Below are 17,586 nucleotides of genomic sequence, written 5' to 3' on the forward strand. Positions count from 1 at the left end.
TAAGGATTTATTTATCGTTCGCGATTTCCTGATCGGACAGCGCCCTGCTCCAGATCTGCAGGTCATCTATTTTTCCATGGAAACCACCTATTTCTTGCAAGGGAAAAAACAGGGTTTCTACCTTGCGCACCTTTGTTTTTTCTTTATCAGCAAACTGGATCCAGTCGTCATACAGTTTCTTTTGCAGCTGACCATTGATATACAGACTGGTGCCTTTATTAGTACCGGAAATCACTACGTGGGTCCAAACGTTTTCGGGAACGGCATACCCAAAATCGAAATTGTAACCGTCCCGCGAGAAGCCTAATTTACCGGTGCCGCCCTGTTTTAATTTCACTACAGAGTTGGGGCCTTTGAATAGTAACACATCCTCCGAAATATTCTCGGCAGGATTGATCCAGAAGGAAACAGTATAATTATAACCGATCTCGGAATAAGGCAATACGGCCAGACTATTTTCGCCCGAAAATTCCAGGGCTTGCCCTTTCACGCCTTTAACATAGGTAGCCCCGTTAAGCTTTACCAAGTGGTCGGCCTTATCAAAAGTAAAACGGGTAACCGCGTTTGTGTCTGCGCAGATTCTGCCCCTGATATTTATTGACGGACCCTCGTTAATTTGCTTGCTGGCTATGGTAAAATCGGGATAGGCATACGCTGTATGGTTTCCATCCCACATTTTTTGCGATAAAACCTGCATAGCCGGGAATACACGGTCGTGCACATCTTTTTCGCTGATACCATTGCCCACAATATCGTTCCAGGCTGCAAAGGAGCCGCCGATAATGGTTGGGTCGCCAGCCGGGAAACGCACATCGCCGATCATGGATGGTGTCCAGTTTTCATAAATGTTTTTATAATCCAGGTAATCATAATAATAACCTGCGGCAGGTACAATATATAACCAGCCATCGGGTGTGCTGATCTGCTTATAACCCAGCTTTTTCATGTCGACGGGGTTGGCGTAACCATTATACCAGGTATTCATGGTAACGTTTTTAATAGTCACCGGCGTAGTACCGGCTGCGTGGGTCAGCGCTCCCCAAACCCGTACATCTTTACCGAAACCTTGTACATATTTAATAAAATGATCGGTAAAAGCACGGAAAGCTTCCGCGTCTTTCCTGGCGTATTCATCGGTACCAATGTGAACCTCTTTACCTGTAAATACCGGGTGATCACCGCCTATGTACTCTTTCAGTATATTTTCGATGACCGTATAGGTAAGCGGGTTATGCAGATCGAGGTGATCCATGCCGTATTGTTTACTCCCGATTTCGGGAACTACTTTGGTAAAAGCCAGGGCATGCGCGGGTACATCTATTTCGGGAATGATGCGGACGGCATAATCGTTAGCTAATTGCTGCAATTCAATAAACTCCTTTTTGGTATAGGAACCATCTTTGGCGGTAAGACCAGGATAAGTTGCATTCTCCAACCGGAAAGCCGAATAGGTGCTATCCCAGCTATTATTAAAATATTTTTTAAAACCATTATCATTCAAATGGATCTGAAAATCGTTCATCTTATAGTAGGACATCAGTTTTACATAATCGCGCAGAAACCGGAGAGAAAAAAACTTACGGCCATCATCCAGTACAAAACCCCGCACCTTAAATTCAGGGTAATCGCGGGCAACGCCTTTGGGGATGCTGGTTTGGTGTTCCAGCAATTGCAGCAGGGTACGTGTACCCCAAAACAAGCCCTGGTATTTTAATGCGCTGATGGTGATATATTGATCAACCTTAAAATAATAACCTTCTTCGCCGATACTTTTATCCCGCTCGTGAAGAGTTAAAAAAACATCTCCCTTTTCAGGCTTACCGGTTACTATGGCTAAGCTCAATCCCGTTTGTTCTTTGATCTCTCTTTTTAAAATGGCAGCTACTTTTTGCAGGGCGGTTCTGTTGGCTGTATTAATCACTATCCGGTCGGATGCTGTTAAGACATAATTTCCTTTACTACCATGCCATTCGCGGAGGGCGGGGATTACGAAGGGTTGTGGATTGATGCCCTTGTCAGCAAATTTCCCGGGAACGGTTACCTGTTTGGAAACATCATACTTAAGGGTATCTATTTGATTGCTGATCAGTTGAAAATACAGGTTCACTTTACTCTCCACCAAAGGAGTAATAATTGTACCCATGCTATCAATGATGGGTGAACGATCGCTGCCTTTAAACTGCAGGTGATACCCTTCCGGACTTTGTGGTGAAACGATCTTTTTATCGCCTGGTTGTATAGCGCGAACCTCCGGTACCGGAGGAGCTGTTTTATTATTGGTTTGGGCAAAGCCAGGCACTGACTTGAGCAGGATTGCGGGTAATAAGGCTTTGGAAAGATGTGATAGTTTTAGTGCGGACATGCTGTTGTTTTATGTTTCTGTTGATGATGATCAGGGAAAAAATGATGCTTAAATTTTGTTATGCAGCGGATAGCCCGGCTTGGATACGCTTTTGCTCCATCCCGGCAGCTGTATAGTGGCTAAGCCTGCGGTCAGGGGGCTTGTTTGTTTAATAAGATCTCTTCGTCTGATGAATTTCTTTTGCATGTTTTAGCAGGTTATTATGATTTAAACCATTACGATTTAAACAAGATATTGGCGTTTTCTAATATCCATATTATCAGCTGGATAAATTGAATTTACACAAACGTTTGCGTGACCTTATGGAATTGCTGCAAATATTATCGAGCACTTTTGCTATATACATACCTGTGCCTGCGTAATTTCTTTATCCGCACCAAATTCAAATATTACGGGTTCGAAGTTGCAATTTCACAAACAAGCTTTTTTATTTTTTCATATCTTTGTTGCAGCAAAAACCCATATCCCCTCTATGTAATCAATAATTTCTTCCAGGAAAAATAAACACAAGCGACACAACTGCCGGCTTCAATTATTCACCCGTTTAGGAAAGGAATTATGCTTACCCTACAAGATATTACTTATATACATCCCAACAAGGATCTGTTATTTGCAGATCTTGATCTTATCGTTAATAAACATCATAAAATTGCCCTGATAGGCAATAATGGCACCGGAAAATCAACTCTTCTAAAAATTCTGGCCGGCGAGCTGCAGCCTTCGGCCGGCTTGGTTAAGGCCGACCCGAAACCCTATTATGTGCCTCAACTTTTTGGTCAGTTCAATGATCACAGCATTACCCAAGCGCTCCGGATAGAAGGCAAGTTGAATGCCTTAAAGGAAATTCTCGAAGGCAGGATAACCGAAGAAAACATGGAATTGCTTGATGACGACTGGGCCATAGAAGAGCGATGCCAGGAAGCCTTTGCCCATTGGGGATTAGGCGGTATCGATCTGCTCCAAAAGATGGCAGCCCTTAGCGGTGGACAAAAAACAAAGGTTTTCCTGGCAGGCATCAGCATACACCAGCCGGAAATTGTTCTGCTTGATGAACCAAGTAACCACCTGGATACAGAAGGCAGGAAACTCCTGTATGATTATATAACCTCGACATCCAACACCCTGGTAGTGGTAAGTCATGACCGGACATTGTTGAATCTGCTTGATACCGTATATGAATTGAGTAAACGGGGAATAACCATTTACGGGGGTAACTATGACTTTTACGCCGAACAAAAATTATTGGAAAGCAATGCCCTGAACCAGGATGTGAAGAATAAGGAAAGGGCGCTTCGAAAAGCAAAAGAAACGGCAAAAGAATCCATGGAGCGACAGCAAAAACTGGATGCCCGTGGAAAGAAGAAACAGGAAAAAGCCGGTGTGCCCACTATCATGATGAATACGCTTAGGAACGGCGCCGAGAATAGCACCTCGCGCATGAAAGGCATTCATGCCGAAAAGATGGACAATATTTCGCAAGAGTTGAGCCAATTGCGGAAAGAACTGCCGGGGATCGACAAAATGAGAATGGATTTTGACAATTCGGCCCTGCATAGCGGAAAGATATTGATCAATGCCGGGGATATTAATTTCGGCTATGACGGCAGATTACTCTGGAAACAACCTTTAAGTTTTCAAATCAGGAGTGGTGAGCGTTTAGTGATTAAGGGGATCAATGGGTCCGGAAAAACAACGTTGATCAAAATGATGCTGGGGGAGCTACAGCCCGCCTCTGGTACACTCCACAGAGCCGCTATAAAAACCATTTATATCGACCAGGATTATTCTCTGATCGATGATACCCTCAGCGTTTATGAACAGGCCCAGCAATTCAATTCAGGAGCCTTGCAGGAGCATGATATCAAGATCCGCCTGAGCCGCTTTTTGTTCACCAAAGAGTATTGGAACAAACCCTGTAAGGCTTTAAGTGGCGGCGAAAAAATGCGCCTGATGCTTTGTTCGTTAACCATAAGCAACCATGCACCTGACATTATGGTATTGGACGAGCCAACAAATAACCTGGATCTCCAAAACATCGGGATCTTAACCAATGCGATTAATGAATACAAGGGCACACTACTGATTATATCGCACGATGAATATTTTTTAGAACAGGTAAACATTGAACGTGCCATTGAATTAAGCTAATTTATATTCAGTAAATTTTTTATAATATTGTTATATGAACCAGCCTAAACCGGAAAGCCATCAATAGGATAAAATAAAATAAATTAATGTACCCGAAAAAGCAGATTATTCTAAAATGAAAGGCACCATTATCAAATCACTTTTTAATAACCATTTAAAGCAACAACTACATACGGATAACTGGCAACATAAAGATCATTTGATTTATTCAGAAATCGCGTCAGGTTTGTTAAAAGGATTTTGCTTCAATAGTTCGTCTTTTGACAAAGATAAATTTGAGCTGACTGCCTTTGTTATGCCACTTTATACCCCTAAAAATTACCTGGCATTATCTTTTGGCGATATGCTGCCAGACCCTGACAAACGCCAATGGTGGGATTATAACGAAAACCAGGTTGAGCCGCTTAGCCAGCAATTGGCAACGATAATGAATCAGGCCGAAAAGAAATTCCTCTCAAGGATAAATAATGCTACCGATTTTTATAAATATTACAGGAGTGATAAAAAAAATACTTTCCGCTATTTTGAAGCAGTGGCTTATTCGTTAGCTTATTCGGGGTCAAAAAAAGCAGACGAAGAGTTAAAAAATCTACTGGCCTATATCAGAAAAAAAGAAGACCTGAGCATCCCGCTTGTTAGCCAAACCTATAACAATACAGAAAGACTATTTTGGAGCGATGATAGAAAAGCGGTATTAAACGAGTGGGAGTTATATACCAGGACTGCATTAAAGGTTTGAGGTATCAAACCGCCATTATTTCGATAATTAACTGTAACGAAGTAAAATAAATTAGCGTCATTTATACAAAAAATGAATACAAAATGGATCACTCCGCATTTTGCATGAAAAAACTGTTTGTCTTTATCACCTTTTTATTAATTTCCTCTTTTGCACAGGCACAAACTTTGCAGGATACCCTGACGCAGATAGATAAAATATTCAGCGCATGTAAGCCTCAAAATCCGGGCTATGAACTGGCTATCAGCAGGAATGGAGTGATTATTTATTCCAAAGCATGGGGCATGGCCGATCTGGAGCACCAGGTACCTTTAACCCCAGTATCAGTAACCGAAGCAGGTTCAGTATCCAAACAATTCACCGCCGCGGCCATTTTGCTGTTGGCGCAACAAGGTAAGCTTTCACTTAACGATGATATCCGCAAGTACCTCCCCGAAATACCGGATTATAGTACAGTGATCAGGATAAGCAACCTGCTCCATCATACCAGCGGGCTGCGCGATTGGGGTTCTGTAATGGACATTGCAGGTTGGCCCCGATCCACCAAAACGTACAGCAATGACGATGTATTGTATATAGTATCGCACCAAAAAGCGCTGAATAATAAGCCTGGCGACGAGTTTATTTACAGCAATTCTAACTTTAATCTACAGGCGCTTATTGTTAAACGCATCACCGGCATGGAGCTGGCTGAATTTACCCGAAAATATATTTTTGAACCAGCGGGAATGACACATACCCAGTGGCGCGACAATTTTAAACGCATTGTTTTAAACCGGGCCATAGCCTATCATACAACGGATACTGGCTACGAAACCGATATGCCTAATGAAAACGCCTATGGCAATGGTGGCTTGCTGACTACTGCCGAAGATCTTTTAAAATGGAACGAATATTATTGGGGAGGCAAATTTGGTAGCCCTTCCCTGCTATCGCAGCAAATAGCTATTGATCACCTGAACAGTGGTGCGGAAAATGCTTACGGGATGGGATTATTTATACAAAAGCACCGCGGATGGGATTATATTTTCCATGACGGCGCTACGGCGGGTTACCGTTCATTGCTTTTTCATTACCCTCAACTACATCTGTCTGTCGCTTTTTTAAGCAATGTTTCCAATGCGGATCTTAGTTTAGTCCGACGGGTTGAGGACCTTCTGGTTCCGGATAATGAAAAACACTCATCGCCAAAAACAACGCCTGCTAAAACCTATCCTATTTCGCCCGATCAGTTAAAAACATTTACAGGCTGGTATCAAAATTCCAAAAATGGCAGCGGTACGCAATTGATGTTAAAAAATGACACCCTGTGTACTGCACGCTTTAAATTCCGGCCTGTTGGGCACAATTCTTTTAGTGTTAACGGAGAGCAGGCGTTATTTAATGATAAAGGTTTTATTCACATCTCAAAAACAAAGGATACTACCCTTTACAAAAAGGTAAAAGAACCAGGCAGTAGCGAGGATTACCTTAAAGCCTATACCGGTGTATATTACTCTTCCGAAACAGAAAGTAAGTACACAGTTATACTCCAAAACGGGAAACTTACCCTCCATATCGCCCCGGTAAACAATCAATCCATCAGCCCTACTTATTATGATGGCTTCAAAAGCGCCGACGGAGGCGCTGACATATATTTTACAAGGGATGCCAGCGATAAAATCAACGGATTTAAAATATCAGTTAACCGTGCCAGAAATGTAACGTTTGTAAAAATGCAATAAGTTGGTATATAACGTTGTAACAAAACCTGCTGATGACCATCCAATAACCAAATTATAAATTTTCTGCAATGGGTAAAAAAGAATCATTTTCCATAAGTGGCGAGGCCATGCTGGGAAAAGTAAAAGAATTGGTTCATGAAGGTAATATAAGCCGCATCACGATTACTGATAAGACAGGCAAAGAACTGATGAGCTTTCCTTTAAGCGTTGGTCTGCTGGGCGTTATACTGGCCCCTATTTTCGCGGCTATAGGTACGCTGGCTGCCCTGGTAACAGAATGTACCATCACCGTAGAAAGAGAAGACGACGACAATACCGAAAAAGGTATTGAACCTACTGAATAAATGCACTTATTCCTGGGCGAACGCTTTTACTTATGACCCAGCCAGTAACCCAGGATCAATGCGACAAAGATCAAAGCCCACCAAATATATTGACGGGTCTTAAAGCCATTAATCTGTTTTTCCAGCCGGGAAATTTCGGACTGGTTGGCCAGTTTTTCGGTTTGCAGACGCATATTTTGCTGTTGTAGTTTAACCAGCGTACCGCCAACCTCCACGGGTTTTTGCTGTTCCAACTGATAACGACGGCTAAAACCGCCATCTTTAAGGAATTTCTCGCCTTTAGGCTTCAGTATCAATTTCTCCGGCAGTTCATAATCGCCATGATTGCCCGACTCCTTGATCAGCCCTTCCCATGTTAATATTTGTACCATGGCAAAAGCCGTAGCTTCATCACCGTCAAAAAGCTTGAGCAATTGCGTGCGCGTCAGGCTGTCTGGTATACCAAAGGCTTCCAGCATCGCATCCAGCATTTCACACTCGTATTCGTTCAATTCCGTCATCACCACAAATTTCGTAATAATTTGCGATTATTTTGCTTTCACTAATATCTCAGGGGTAACGGTTTTTACACGAAGGATATTGGAAACACAAGCTTAATCATATTACATATCAATGCGCCCGGTCTTGTTCACTACTGGCGCCACCGGTATCGCGTTTATGCGGCATGGTGATCGATTTTCCAAAGCTATAAGTAAAGGAGAGAGTTGCCACTTGTGTATCTACAAAATTATGATAGGTAGCGGTAGCATCTGCAATATTGGTAATGGTGCCGCTTGGACTAAACGTTTTAAGAACATCGCGCACATTGAACTTGATGGAAGCCTTGTTGTTCAATATTTTTTTCTGAATGGCTGCATTAAGCATACCAGTAGGTATTGAAACAAACTGGCCGTAAGTACCACCGCTATTGTACCAGCCGCTTAACTCAGCGCTCCAGGTTTTGGATATCGTGAATTGATTGTTACCGTTGGCGCTAAAGGTATATTGCGATTGATTCAGGTACCCGGTGTAAAATTGCCCCTGGTAAGTATTTTTATATACCTCCGCATATAAGTTAACCGACCACCATTTGGCAGGCTGAAGATTGCCGTTGACCGAAAAATTCCATGTTTTTTGCTGTCCTATGTTACCTGTAGTACTCACAAACACATTACCATCTTTATGAATGGTTTCGTTTTGAACATCGGTTGTATAATTATAAGTAACTGCCACTGTAAATAAACTTTTGAAACTGTAAGCCAGCTTATAATTATCCGTAAACTGTGGTTTCAGAAAAGGGTTGCCGGAGAAATACGTAAACTTATCTACAAAAAAGGTAAAGGGGTTTAAACTTCCATAGCTTGGTCTGCCAATCCTGCGGCCATAAGAAGCAACCAACACGTTATGCCCGGCTGTATCCAGGTTATAGGAAAAATAAGCAGTTGGAAAAAGATTGGTATAATGCTTAACAAATGATGAATCTGCTTTTTGCGCGTTTCCCAACTGGTGTCCGTCACCATTGGTATTCTCTAATCGCAAGCCTGTTTGTACAGAAAACCGGCCGAAGGTTTTATTGAAATTAACATACGCGGCGTTTATGTTCTCCTTATATAAAAACCGGTTGGTATTGTTGTAATCGATGGTACCTACACCATCAATCACATTAAAGTAATTAGCTGCATTATCTGTATTCACATAGCTGCTTTTAACCCCGGCTTCCAGTTTCGCCTTGCCTTTAAGTGGGTGGGCATAATCAACCTTTGCCGAATAAATATTGATGGTTGATGGTAAATTATCGCTTATGGTTTGCGTATTTGTTAAAGTACCATCGGGCAAAAAAGTGTTGTTTACAAACAGCTGATTGCTGCCTGCTATATCATGAATGTAGTCCAGATCGAACGTGAGGGTTCTGCCTGTGCTATCAAACTTATGGGTATAGTTCAGGTTGATACCTTTGCTGTCGAATTTATTTTTGGATGTATTCAGCGTGTTAATGGTTGAGTCCAGTCCGCCGCTTTTATCATATAGTAAGCTGTATACCGGACTGCTGTCATGATCGCGGGATATGTTGCCGGTAAATACAACACCCCAGGTTGTTTTTGGCGATATAAAATAATCTAAGCCCGCTTTAATGTTAGTATTGTTACCGGATGGCCTGAAATAGGAAATATCTTTTAAAGAAGAAGCAATATCCCCGTTAGCATCCAAATAATTGCGGTCTATTTCGAGCCTTCTGAAGGTTTTCTGCTTGTTATAAGCAACATTGGCAAAAAAGTTAACCTTGTCTATACGATAATTAAAGTTAATGCTCTCATCCATCCTGCCGTAAAAACCCTGGGCAAAATTTGCTGATACTACGGCATTAAACCCCCTGGTGGTATTTTTTTTAGTTTTGATATTGATCACACCCGCGTTTCCAGCGGCATCATACTTGGCGGGCGGGTTATCCATCAGCTCTATCTGATCTAATGCCGAAGATGGCAGTGAACGCAGGTATGTAGCCAGGTTAGTAGCCGAAAGATAGGTTGGTTTATCATCGATCATGACCATTACCCCGCTTTTGCCCTTAAAAGTAATATTACCATCGGCATCAACCTGAACGCCAGGAGTCTTTGACAACACTTCCAGGGCATTAGCACCGGTATTAGATATCAGCGCCCCGACATTAACTACTGTGCGGTCAATTTTTTGTTGTACGTATGATTTTTGGGCGGTAACGTTTACTTCGGCCAACTTTTTCCCTATTGACGATAAAATAAAAGGTGATAGAATAACCGCTTTTTGTCCGCTGATCAGCACAGGGCTGCTCCTATAATTTTTATAGCCGATATAAGTTACCTTGATAAGGTAAGTGTTATCTTTTAAATTTTGAAAAGCAAAGCTACCATCGGGGTTAGCCAGTTTGGTACCTAAAATCACGGAATCTTTTGCGGTAAGTAAAATTACTGTAGCCCCGTCAAGCGGTTTTTTGGCGCCATCTAAAACCGCACCCGAAATTTTACCATCTTTTGTTTGACCATTAGCAAAGTTGAACAGGAATAGCGTAAATAAGGTTAAAAAAAACAAGTAAAGTAATTTCATGTCTACAAGACAGCATTGAAGCTAAAAAGGTTACATGATCGCCACAGTATCAACTGTAATTATATTGTTACATATATATGTTTTGTCATCCAATTGCCATCATGCTCATATCCTTAAAATCTTTTGAGGGCATAATCGTCATAGCCATATATGAAAACACGAATCCTCGCCATCATCCTTTTATGGCTTATTTTTGATATTTATTTTTTTTCGGTTGTTACCACGCTTACCGTCAATACATCCGTATACCTGGCCTACTGGTTGTTTGATGCTTTGCTGGCCGGTACCATTATATTAGGTGCATTTACGCGCAATACCAAACTCATATCCTGGCTAATGGCCTCGATGCTGTTATCCTTTATACCCAAGCTGGTGAGTTCTATTGTATTAGTATTGGAAGATTTCACCCGTCTGTTTCGTGGCTTCCCGCCGCGCAGTTACGCGGTGAGTGAGTTAGCATTGGTAATAGCGGTTATGTTTTTCGGGCTTTTACTGTTTGGCGTCACACGTGGACGACACTACTATAAAGTACGCCGGGAAACGCTGTTTTTTGATGATCTTCCGGAGCGGTTCGATGGTTTCACGATCACACAGCTATCCGACGTTCACTCCGGCAGTTTCAGCGATGCTAAGGGTGTAAAAAAAGGACTCGACCTGGTTAATGCTCAGCAAAGTGATATGATATTATTTACCGGCGACCTGGTTAATAACCAGGCTACCGAAATGGATCCCTGGATACCGGCATTTGCCGGGTTGGAAGCGCCTTATGGTAAATACTCGGTATTGGGCAATCATGATTATGGCGATTATATGCGATGGGAAAATGAGGCTGACCAACAGGCCAATCTCAGCCGACTGAAACAAGTGCACCAGGAGATCGGGTTCAAGTTGTTGCTGAACGAGGCTACGCCTATTCAAAAAGACAACCAGGCCATTGCGCTTATCGGCGTTGAAAACTGGGGCAAAGGCGGCTTTCATAAATACGGCGATCTTAAAAAAGCGACAGCCAATGTACCGAACGAGGCCTTCAAGATCCTGATGTCACATGATCCCTCGCACTGGGATGCCGTAACGCTTGGCCACCATCAACCTATCCACCTCACCCTTTCTGGCCATACACACGGCGCGCAATTTGGCTTTGAGCTGTTTGGCTTTAAATGGAGCCCTATTAAGTATGTTTATAAGCAATGGGCGGGCCTTTATCAAAAAAGCGGGCTTTACCTGTATGTGAATCGCGGGTTTGGCTTTCTCGGTTTAAAAGGCCGCATAGGTATCTGGCCCGAGATCGCTGTGCTTACCTTAAAACGCAGAGCCTTGGTTTAAGAGGGTAAACAGCATAAAGGCCCGCAATCAAACGATTGCGGGCTTTTTTAATTTATCTGTAACTCAGGCTCTCTCGCAGAGAACCTGAATGGCGTTGATAGTCAGCATGAAAATTTTCAAAGGGTCAGGCAACAATATACCAAAAGCACCGTATAATAAGCCACTTTGCCAGGCCGGAAGCCTGATATATGATAACGCTTTGAATCCAGTACATTTTTTTCAGCCGCTCCTAAATTAATACATGAAAAATATAAATCACCTGATCCGCATAATGGCTGGCGCGCTGGCTATATCATCCTTCGCCATGTGTACTAAAAGCAACATTGAAAAGCCGGTAAATCTTACAGCAAATACAGAATCCGTAAGTGCGCAAACCCAAGCGGTTTCTACCTTTACCTATACAGTTAAGCCTTCGGAATGGATGGTTGACGGCACCAATATACCAGCAGGAGCTACTATATTTATACCTGCCGGAACAAGGAGTTCTTTGCTGTTTAAAAACCTTAAAGGAACCATAGCAGCTCCTATTACTATTACAAACCAAGGCGGCAAAGCAACTATCTCTGCATCCGTTACGGCTTCATACGCGTTTAAAACACAAAATTGCAGCTATTTTAAAGTAATAGGCAAAGGTACTGCCTCAGTTAAGAATGGGTTGGTTGTAAATGGAGGAAACATTGGTATGACAATGGACGATCTGAGCTCAGACTTTGAGATTTCCGGGGTTGAAGTTTGTAACAGCGGTTTTGCCGGTATTATGGCAAAAACTGATCCTTCCTGCGATGCAGCAACATGGCGTGGTCATTTTACAATGAAAAATGTACTTGTTCACAACAATTATGTTCATAAAACGGGTGGCGAGGGACTTTATATAGGCAATTCTTTTTATGCCGATGGGGTATCACTTTCCTGTGGCACGGTTTTACCTCACGATGTGGTAAACGCTAAAATATACGCCAACTTTGTTGATTCTACCGGTTCCGAGGGAATCCAGGTTGGCAGCGCTGTTTCTGGATGCGAGATCTATAATAATATGGTTATAAACTCAGGGATGAGCCCTTTTTCGGCATACCAGGATAACGGCATACAAATAGGCGAAGGAACCGGAGGCAGGTGTTATAATAACCTGATCAGTAATGCCCCGGGTAATGGCATTATTGTTCTTGGACTGGGAAACAACCAGGTGTTTAATAACTATATTTTAAATTCAAAGGGCTATGGCATTTTTGCCGATTCAAGATATACGCCGGGCCCCTACTTTCAGTTTATAAATAATGCCATTATCGCTTCTAAACTGGGGGGTATAAAATTAAACTCAGAAACTATACCAATGAATACCGTTATCAATAACGTTATTGTTCAATCGGGAGCAGAAAGCCTTGCCATCATCAGAAAGAGCAGCAGTGTTAAACTTACAGCCTTAAATAATTACATTACTAACAATGTTGACAACATAAAATATGTAAATTATTATGGAGGCGATTTCCATTTATCATCATCATCACCTCTTATTAAGGCAGGACAAAACACTGCCGCTTATGGTGTAAGTTTTGATTATTTTAGTACTCCACGCCCGCTTATCGGTGCTTTTGATATAGGTGCTGCTAAATATTGATATTATCCAAGGAAACCCTTATGCTCCTTTTCAGCGTAGACGAAACGCCTAAGGGGCTTTTTTGCCATCCGGAATATACCGGATATCTATCGCCATTGATCTGTTACCTGAGCTGCTCGCTTAATCCGACGATGATGCTTTCCGGACCGCGGAGGTAGGCGAGTTTATACGTGTCTCCGTATTGTACAACTTCACCTACCAGTTCGGCACCATTGGCAAGCAGGCGTGTAACTACTTCATCGATGTTATCGACGGCTAACATAATGCGGCGGATTCCAAGTTCGTTCACCTGGACCTTCTCTGGCCCGGTTCTTATCGCGTCAGGCGTATGAAACTTGTCAAGTTCAAGCCGTCCATGGCCATCTGGCGTGCGCAGGAACACAAGGGTAGCGCGAACATTCTGAAGGCCAATGAGACGATCTACAGCCGGTCCCTCCACTATCGTTTCGCCTTCCAGTTCAAATCCGAGCTGTATAAAGAAGGCTTTCACGGCTTCAAGATCGTCGACAACTATAAGGACGTTGTCCATTCGCAGCAGATTATTTTTTGTCATGGTTATACAGTAGCATTTATTAAATACAATACATTAAAAAGTACTTTGTTCATTTTTCGCTTGACTGGCTGGCATATCTCAGGGGACGGAAGAAGCTTTTTCCCTGAGATTATTGCACGTTCTTAAGCGCCAATAGTACCTGTTTCTACTTTTCCAGCTCGCTTGTAATTGGCAAAAATCACCCCACTTGGTGTAACATGACTCTCTGTTAATTTAAATGCTGCCGGAACTGCTTCGTTGTTAAACAACTTTTTCCCTTTGCCAAGAATTACCGGATAAATTTTAAGCCAGAGTTCGTCCGCCAGATCATGCTTCAATAGTAGCTGAACGAGCTTGCTGCTTCCCCAAACTTTAATGTCGGACCCATCTGAATTTTTGAGTTTTTCGATATCTGCTACATTGGTAAGAAACACCGAGTTTTCCCAATCCGACTCTTTTATGGTGTTGGATATGACGTATTTCGTGACATCATTGATGCCCGGCCAATAGTCAGCATGTTGAGGCCAGTAAGAGGCAAAAATATCAAATGTTTTTCTGCCCAGAAGAACATCCGTGGCTTCCATCTGTTTTTGCATTACCTCGCCAGAAACTTCATCTTCATAAGGCGCCGACCAACCGCCATATTTAAAGCCGTCTGATGTATCTTCTTCAGGTCCGCCTGGTGCCTGCATTACGCCATCTAATGTCATAAATGTTAAAACGATTATCTTTCTCATGTTAGTTTAATTGAAATTATTACCTTTTTGTTCGTTTTTTACTTATAGCTCGAAAACATTTATCGATGCATCTTTTAATACCAATTACGATTATAGCTACTTTAAAAAGCCATTCAGATAACCTAATATGGTGTTAGTCTGCATCATTAGGCCAACATGGCTCTGCGAAGGAACAATGGCCAGATGCGATTTTGGCATCGGTGCCAGATCCGCAGATACACCACCTCCCAGTAATTGATAAGTTTTCGCCAACTCCACTTTATCCAGGCCATCATTGTCGCCCGAGATGATCAATACAGGTGCAGAAATTTTTGCGATATTGGAGTCGCCCAGGTCAAATGGTTCACCGGCAAAAGCGATCATCTGTTCTAAGAACTTTGTCCATTTTGTTTTGTCGGGCGCTACCGCATCGTATGCCGCTTTCATCGGACTATTTGCAAATAATTCAGGTTTCATCCCTTTAAACGCGTTAGCTATTTCGGGCCTCCAACCAGTACTTTTATAAGTAGAAGAGATGATCACTAATTTTCTTAAACGTTTGGGGCTTTGTATAGCAAACTGGTAAGCTACAGAGCCGCCAAAACTATATCCTACTACATCGGCACTGTCAATTTTCAGTTGATCCATTACTCCTGCCACATCACTGGCTAAAGTAGTATGCGATAGTTTCCTGTCTGAAAACGGCGTGTGCCCATGTCCTTGCAATTCAATGGCAATTACTTTTCTTGTTTTTGACAATTCAGGTATTAATTGGCCCCAATTCCCCTCAATGGTCATAAAAGCACCATGCAGTAAAACGATAGGTCTGCCTTCACCATACACTTCATAATAAACTTTGGTGCCATTTACAGGGGCATAGCCACTGTTAGCCGGTTTAAGCTGTTGTCCGTTTGATTGAAACGCGGCAAACATCATGAGTGCCATTAGTAGTATTGATTTAAGAGGGTTAGGTGTTTTGAATAAATTTTTCATGACAATGTTTAAATTTAGTTTTAGTTTGAAACTTATTGACAATACAAAGTTGGAATTTACTTCGGGACTTAGCGCTGTGTAAAAACGACAACTTAGAGGGTGAATTCCGCCAAAACATATTTATCTTTAGGAAAAGAAAATATAACAATGAAACCATCATGAGCTACAGCTCACAAACCTGAATGAACTTAGCGCAGCGATTTCTTGAACGCCGTTGAAAACAAATAATAACGTGAAAAATACAGCTCATGATAGCTTCATTACCATTAAAAAACGAACTGTGCAACATTCATGAGTACTAAAAAAACAACTTATTAACGAATAATTATAACAATGAAAAAAGTGTCTGTTTATGTGCCCGAAAATGCGGCCATTGAGGCTGTAACCCCGCCCTACCGTTTGTTTAAAACAGCCAATGATTTTTTAAAAGCATTTGATAAAAAACCTTTATTTGATGTAGAATATGTAGGCTTAAAAGATTATGTGGCTACCAATGATGGCGAATACTCCGTAAAAATAGACAGGCAAATACAAGACATTCAAAAAACTGATTTGATCATAATACCTGCCATTTATGGCGATATCAACGAGGCAATAAAAGCAAATGAGCATGCGATTCCCTGGATGAAAAAAATGTATGGCCAGGGCAGCGAGGTTGCAAGTTTATGCATAGGAGCCTTTTTGTTGGGAGAAACCGGCTTGATAAATGGCAAGCAGTGCTCTACACATTGGGCTTATTATAATCAGTTTCGTGACATGTTCCCTGAAATAAATATTGTAGAGGGTTCTGTTATTACCGATGAAGGTAAAATTTACTCGAGCGGCGGTGCAAACTCGATATGGAATTTGCTGCTTTATATATTAGAAAAATACACCGACCGAAATACCGCTATTTTAGCCGCCAAATATTTTGCAATAGATATAGATCGCAACAGTCAGGGTGCTTTTACAATTTTCACCGGGCAGAAAGATCATAATGATAAGGAGATCTTACAAACACAAAACTACATCGAAAAAAGCTATCAGGACAAATTAACTATTAATGATCTGGCAGATAAAGTAGACATTAGCCAAAGGACCTTTGAAAGAAGATTTAAACTGGCTACCAATAATACGCCCGTCGAATATGTGCAAAGGGTAAGAATTGAAGCCGCCAAACGCAGCTTTGAAAGCTCAAGAAAAAACGTATCGGAGGTTATGTTTGATGTTGGTTATAGTGATTTAAAGGCATTCAGGGATGTATTCAAAAAGGTTACGGGAATTACGCCAATTGAATACAGAAATAAGTATAGTAAAGTGACAGTAGGGAATTGAAATATGATCTTCACTCAGTGTTCCTTTCAGAAGGTCTTGATTTACATACTGCTCATTCGCACTTTCAGGCTATCCTGAGGGGACGAAATCATCAAAACACAATTGACTTTAATACAAATTGCAGATTACATTATGCCCGAGCAGCTTTACGAAAAGGTAAATGATTTTTATACCACGGTTCTAATGCCTTTAACAGAAGAAGACAAACAAGTTATTAAAAAGGAGATAAAGAATCAGTACAAGGGGAATGTTTTACTGTTACCGCTTTTAGTTCTAAGCTTTTTTTTAGGGTTATGGTATTTTCTCTTCTTCCTGATCCTTATGCTTTTGTATAATATATATGCTATTTACAGCATTAAAGAAAATGAACTATCATTAAATAACCCTAAAACCATATTAACCGGTAAAATCACTCAAAAGGAGCCGCCTGGCGATGGCCTGATCATTTATTTGGGGCCATCGAGATTTGACTTGACCTATGCCAATATTACCTATCCGGTTGAAGTAGGCGATACCGTTTTACTTCATTACTCGCGATTTGATAGTAAACAAAAACTTAATATTAAACAGAAGGGGATTCTTCTTAAAGTTGAAAAGGGGATAATTGAAGAAGAAGTATCTTAGCTGTTTTCATGATTAAATAAAAGATTTATTGTAGGCTCAAGCATGTGGTGTATGTTTCCTCTGATAGCCACGCCACGCCTGCACCAGCTAGA

15 protein-coding genes are annotated in these 17,586 nt (G+C 41.6%); 8 read left to right on the top strand and 7 right to left on the bottom strand.

Annotated elements, in window-relative coordinates; all coding sequences use genetic code 11:
* Nucleotides 1-7 precede the first annotated feature (7 nt).
* Both AB6735_RS08130 and AB6735_RS08135 read right to left on the bottom strand, forming a co-directional pair.
* A complete protein-coding gene (locus AB6735_RS08130; protein WP_370995432.1) occupies nt 8-2,362 on the bottom strand; it encodes a family 20 glycosylhydrolase in 2,355 nt (784 codons plus the stop codon).
* Nucleotides 2,363-2,410: 48 nt separating this feature from the next.
* Entirely contained in the window at nt 2,411-2,548 is a 138-nt protein-coding gene (locus AB6735_RS08135) for a hypothetical protein (protein ID WP_370995433.1), read from the bottom strand.
* 372 nt (nt 2,549-2,920) lie between these two features.
* Here AB6735_RS08135 and abc-f point away from each other — a divergent pair, with 372 nt between their 5' ends.
* The 4 genes from abc-f to AB6735_RS08155 all read left to right on the top strand — a co-directional run bounded on the left by abc-f (nt 2,921) and on the right by AB6735_RS08155 (nt 7,317).
* Complete coding sequence (gene abc-f / locus AB6735_RS08140; RefSeq protein WP_370995434.1) at nt 2,921-4,510, top strand: ribosomal protection-like ABC-F family protein; 1,590 nt, start codon at nt 2,921-2,923, stop codon at nt 4,508-4,510.
* Nucleotides 4,511-4,625: 115 nt separating this feature from the next.
* Nucleotides 4,626-5,249 carry a hypothetical protein gene (locus AB6735_RS08145; protein ID WP_370995435.1) on the top strand — a complete coding sequence of 208 codons (624 nt, stop codon included), beginning with the start codon at nt 4,626-4,628 and terminating at the stop codon, nt 5,247-5,249.
* A gap of 104 nt (nt 5,250-5,353) precedes the next feature.
* Nucleotides 5,354-6,973, top strand: coding sequence for a serine hydrolase domain-containing protein (locus AB6735_RS08150; RefSeq protein WP_370995436.1), 1,620 nt, complete (start codon nt 5,354-5,356; stop codon nt 6,971-6,973).
* Between the two features lie 68 nt (nt 6,974-7,041).
* Nucleotides 7,042-7,317, top strand: coding sequence for a DUF4342 domain-containing protein (locus AB6735_RS08155; protein ID WP_370995437.1), 276 nt, complete (start codon nt 7,042-7,044; stop codon nt 7,315-7,317).
* 26 nt (nt 7,318-7,343) lie between these two features.
* Here the strand turns inward: AB6735_RS08155 and AB6735_RS08160 are convergent, their stop codons facing one another.
* Both AB6735_RS08160 and AB6735_RS08165 read right to left on the bottom strand, forming a co-directional pair.
* Nucleotides 7,344-7,817: a hypothetical protein gene (locus tag AB6735_RS08160; RefSeq protein ID WP_370995438.1), complete on the bottom strand. Its 474-nt coding sequence runs from the start codon at nt 7,815-7,817 to the stop codon at nt 7,344-7,346.
* Nucleotides 7,818-7,926: 109 nt separating this feature from the next.
* Nucleotides 7,927-10,377, bottom strand: coding sequence for a TonB-dependent receptor domain-containing protein (locus AB6735_RS08165; RefSeq protein ID WP_370995439.1), 2,451 nt, complete (start codon nt 10,375-10,377; stop codon nt 7,927-7,929).
* A 150-nt stretch (nt 10,378-10,527) separates the two neighbouring features.
* Here AB6735_RS08165 and AB6735_RS08170 point away from each other — a divergent pair, with 150 nt between their 5' ends.
* Together AB6735_RS08170 and AB6735_RS08175 are read left to right on the top strand one after the other, a co-directional pair.
* Complete coding sequence (locus AB6735_RS08170) at nt 10,528-11,700, top strand: metallophosphoesterase (RefSeq protein WP_370995440.1); 1,173 nt, start codon at nt 10,528-10,530, stop codon at nt 11,698-11,700.
* Nucleotides 11,701-11,941: 241 nt separating this feature from the next.
* Entirely contained in the window at nt 11,942-13,315 is a 1,374-nt protein-coding gene (locus tag AB6735_RS08175) for a right-handed parallel beta-helix repeat-containing protein (protein ID WP_370995441.1), read from the top strand.
* 103 nt (nt 13,316-13,418) lie between these two features.
* Here the strand turns inward: AB6735_RS08175 and AB6735_RS08180 are convergent, their stop codons facing one another.
* The 3 genes from AB6735_RS08180 to AB6735_RS08190 all read right to left on the bottom strand — a co-directional run bounded on the left by AB6735_RS08180 (nt 13,419) and on the right by AB6735_RS08190 (nt 15,556).
* A complete protein-coding gene (locus AB6735_RS08180) occupies nt 13,419-13,868 on the bottom strand; it encodes a VOC family protein (RefSeq protein WP_370995442.1) in 450 nt (149 codons plus the stop codon).
* A 122-nt stretch (nt 13,869-13,990) separates the two neighbouring features.
* Nucleotides 13,991-14,584 (bottom strand): dihydrofolate reductase family protein, encoded by a 594-nt coding sequence (locus AB6735_RS08185; RefSeq protein ID WP_370995443.1) that lies wholly within the window; start codon nt 14,582-14,584, stop codon nt 13,991-13,993.
* A 96-nt stretch (nt 14,585-14,680) separates the two neighbouring features.
* Nucleotides 14,681-15,556: an alpha/beta fold hydrolase gene (locus AB6735_RS08190; RefSeq protein ID WP_370995444.1), complete on the bottom strand. Its 876-nt coding sequence runs from the start codon at nt 15,554-15,556 to the stop codon at nt 14,681-14,683.
* A 333-nt stretch (nt 15,557-15,889) separates the two neighbouring features.
* Here AB6735_RS08190 and AB6735_RS08195 point away from each other — a divergent pair, with 333 nt between their 5' ends.
* Nucleotides 15,890-16,870 carry a GlxA family transcriptional regulator gene (locus AB6735_RS08195; protein WP_370995445.1) on the top strand — a complete coding sequence of 327 codons (981 nt, stop codon included), beginning with the start codon at nt 15,890-15,892 and terminating at the stop codon, nt 16,868-16,870.
* A 132-nt stretch (nt 16,871-17,002) separates the two neighbouring features.
* Complete coding sequence (locus tag AB6735_RS08200; RefSeq protein WP_370995446.1) at nt 17,003-17,494, top strand: hypothetical protein; 492 nt, start codon at nt 17,003-17,005, stop codon at nt 17,492-17,494.
* The last annotated feature ends 92 nt before the right edge of the window (nt 17,495-17,586 follow it).

The organism is Mucilaginibacter sp. RCC_168, assembly GCF_041355315.1.
Taxonomy (GTDB): domain Bacteria; phylum Bacteroidota; class Bacteroidia; order Sphingobacteriales; family Sphingobacteriaceae; genus Mucilaginibacter.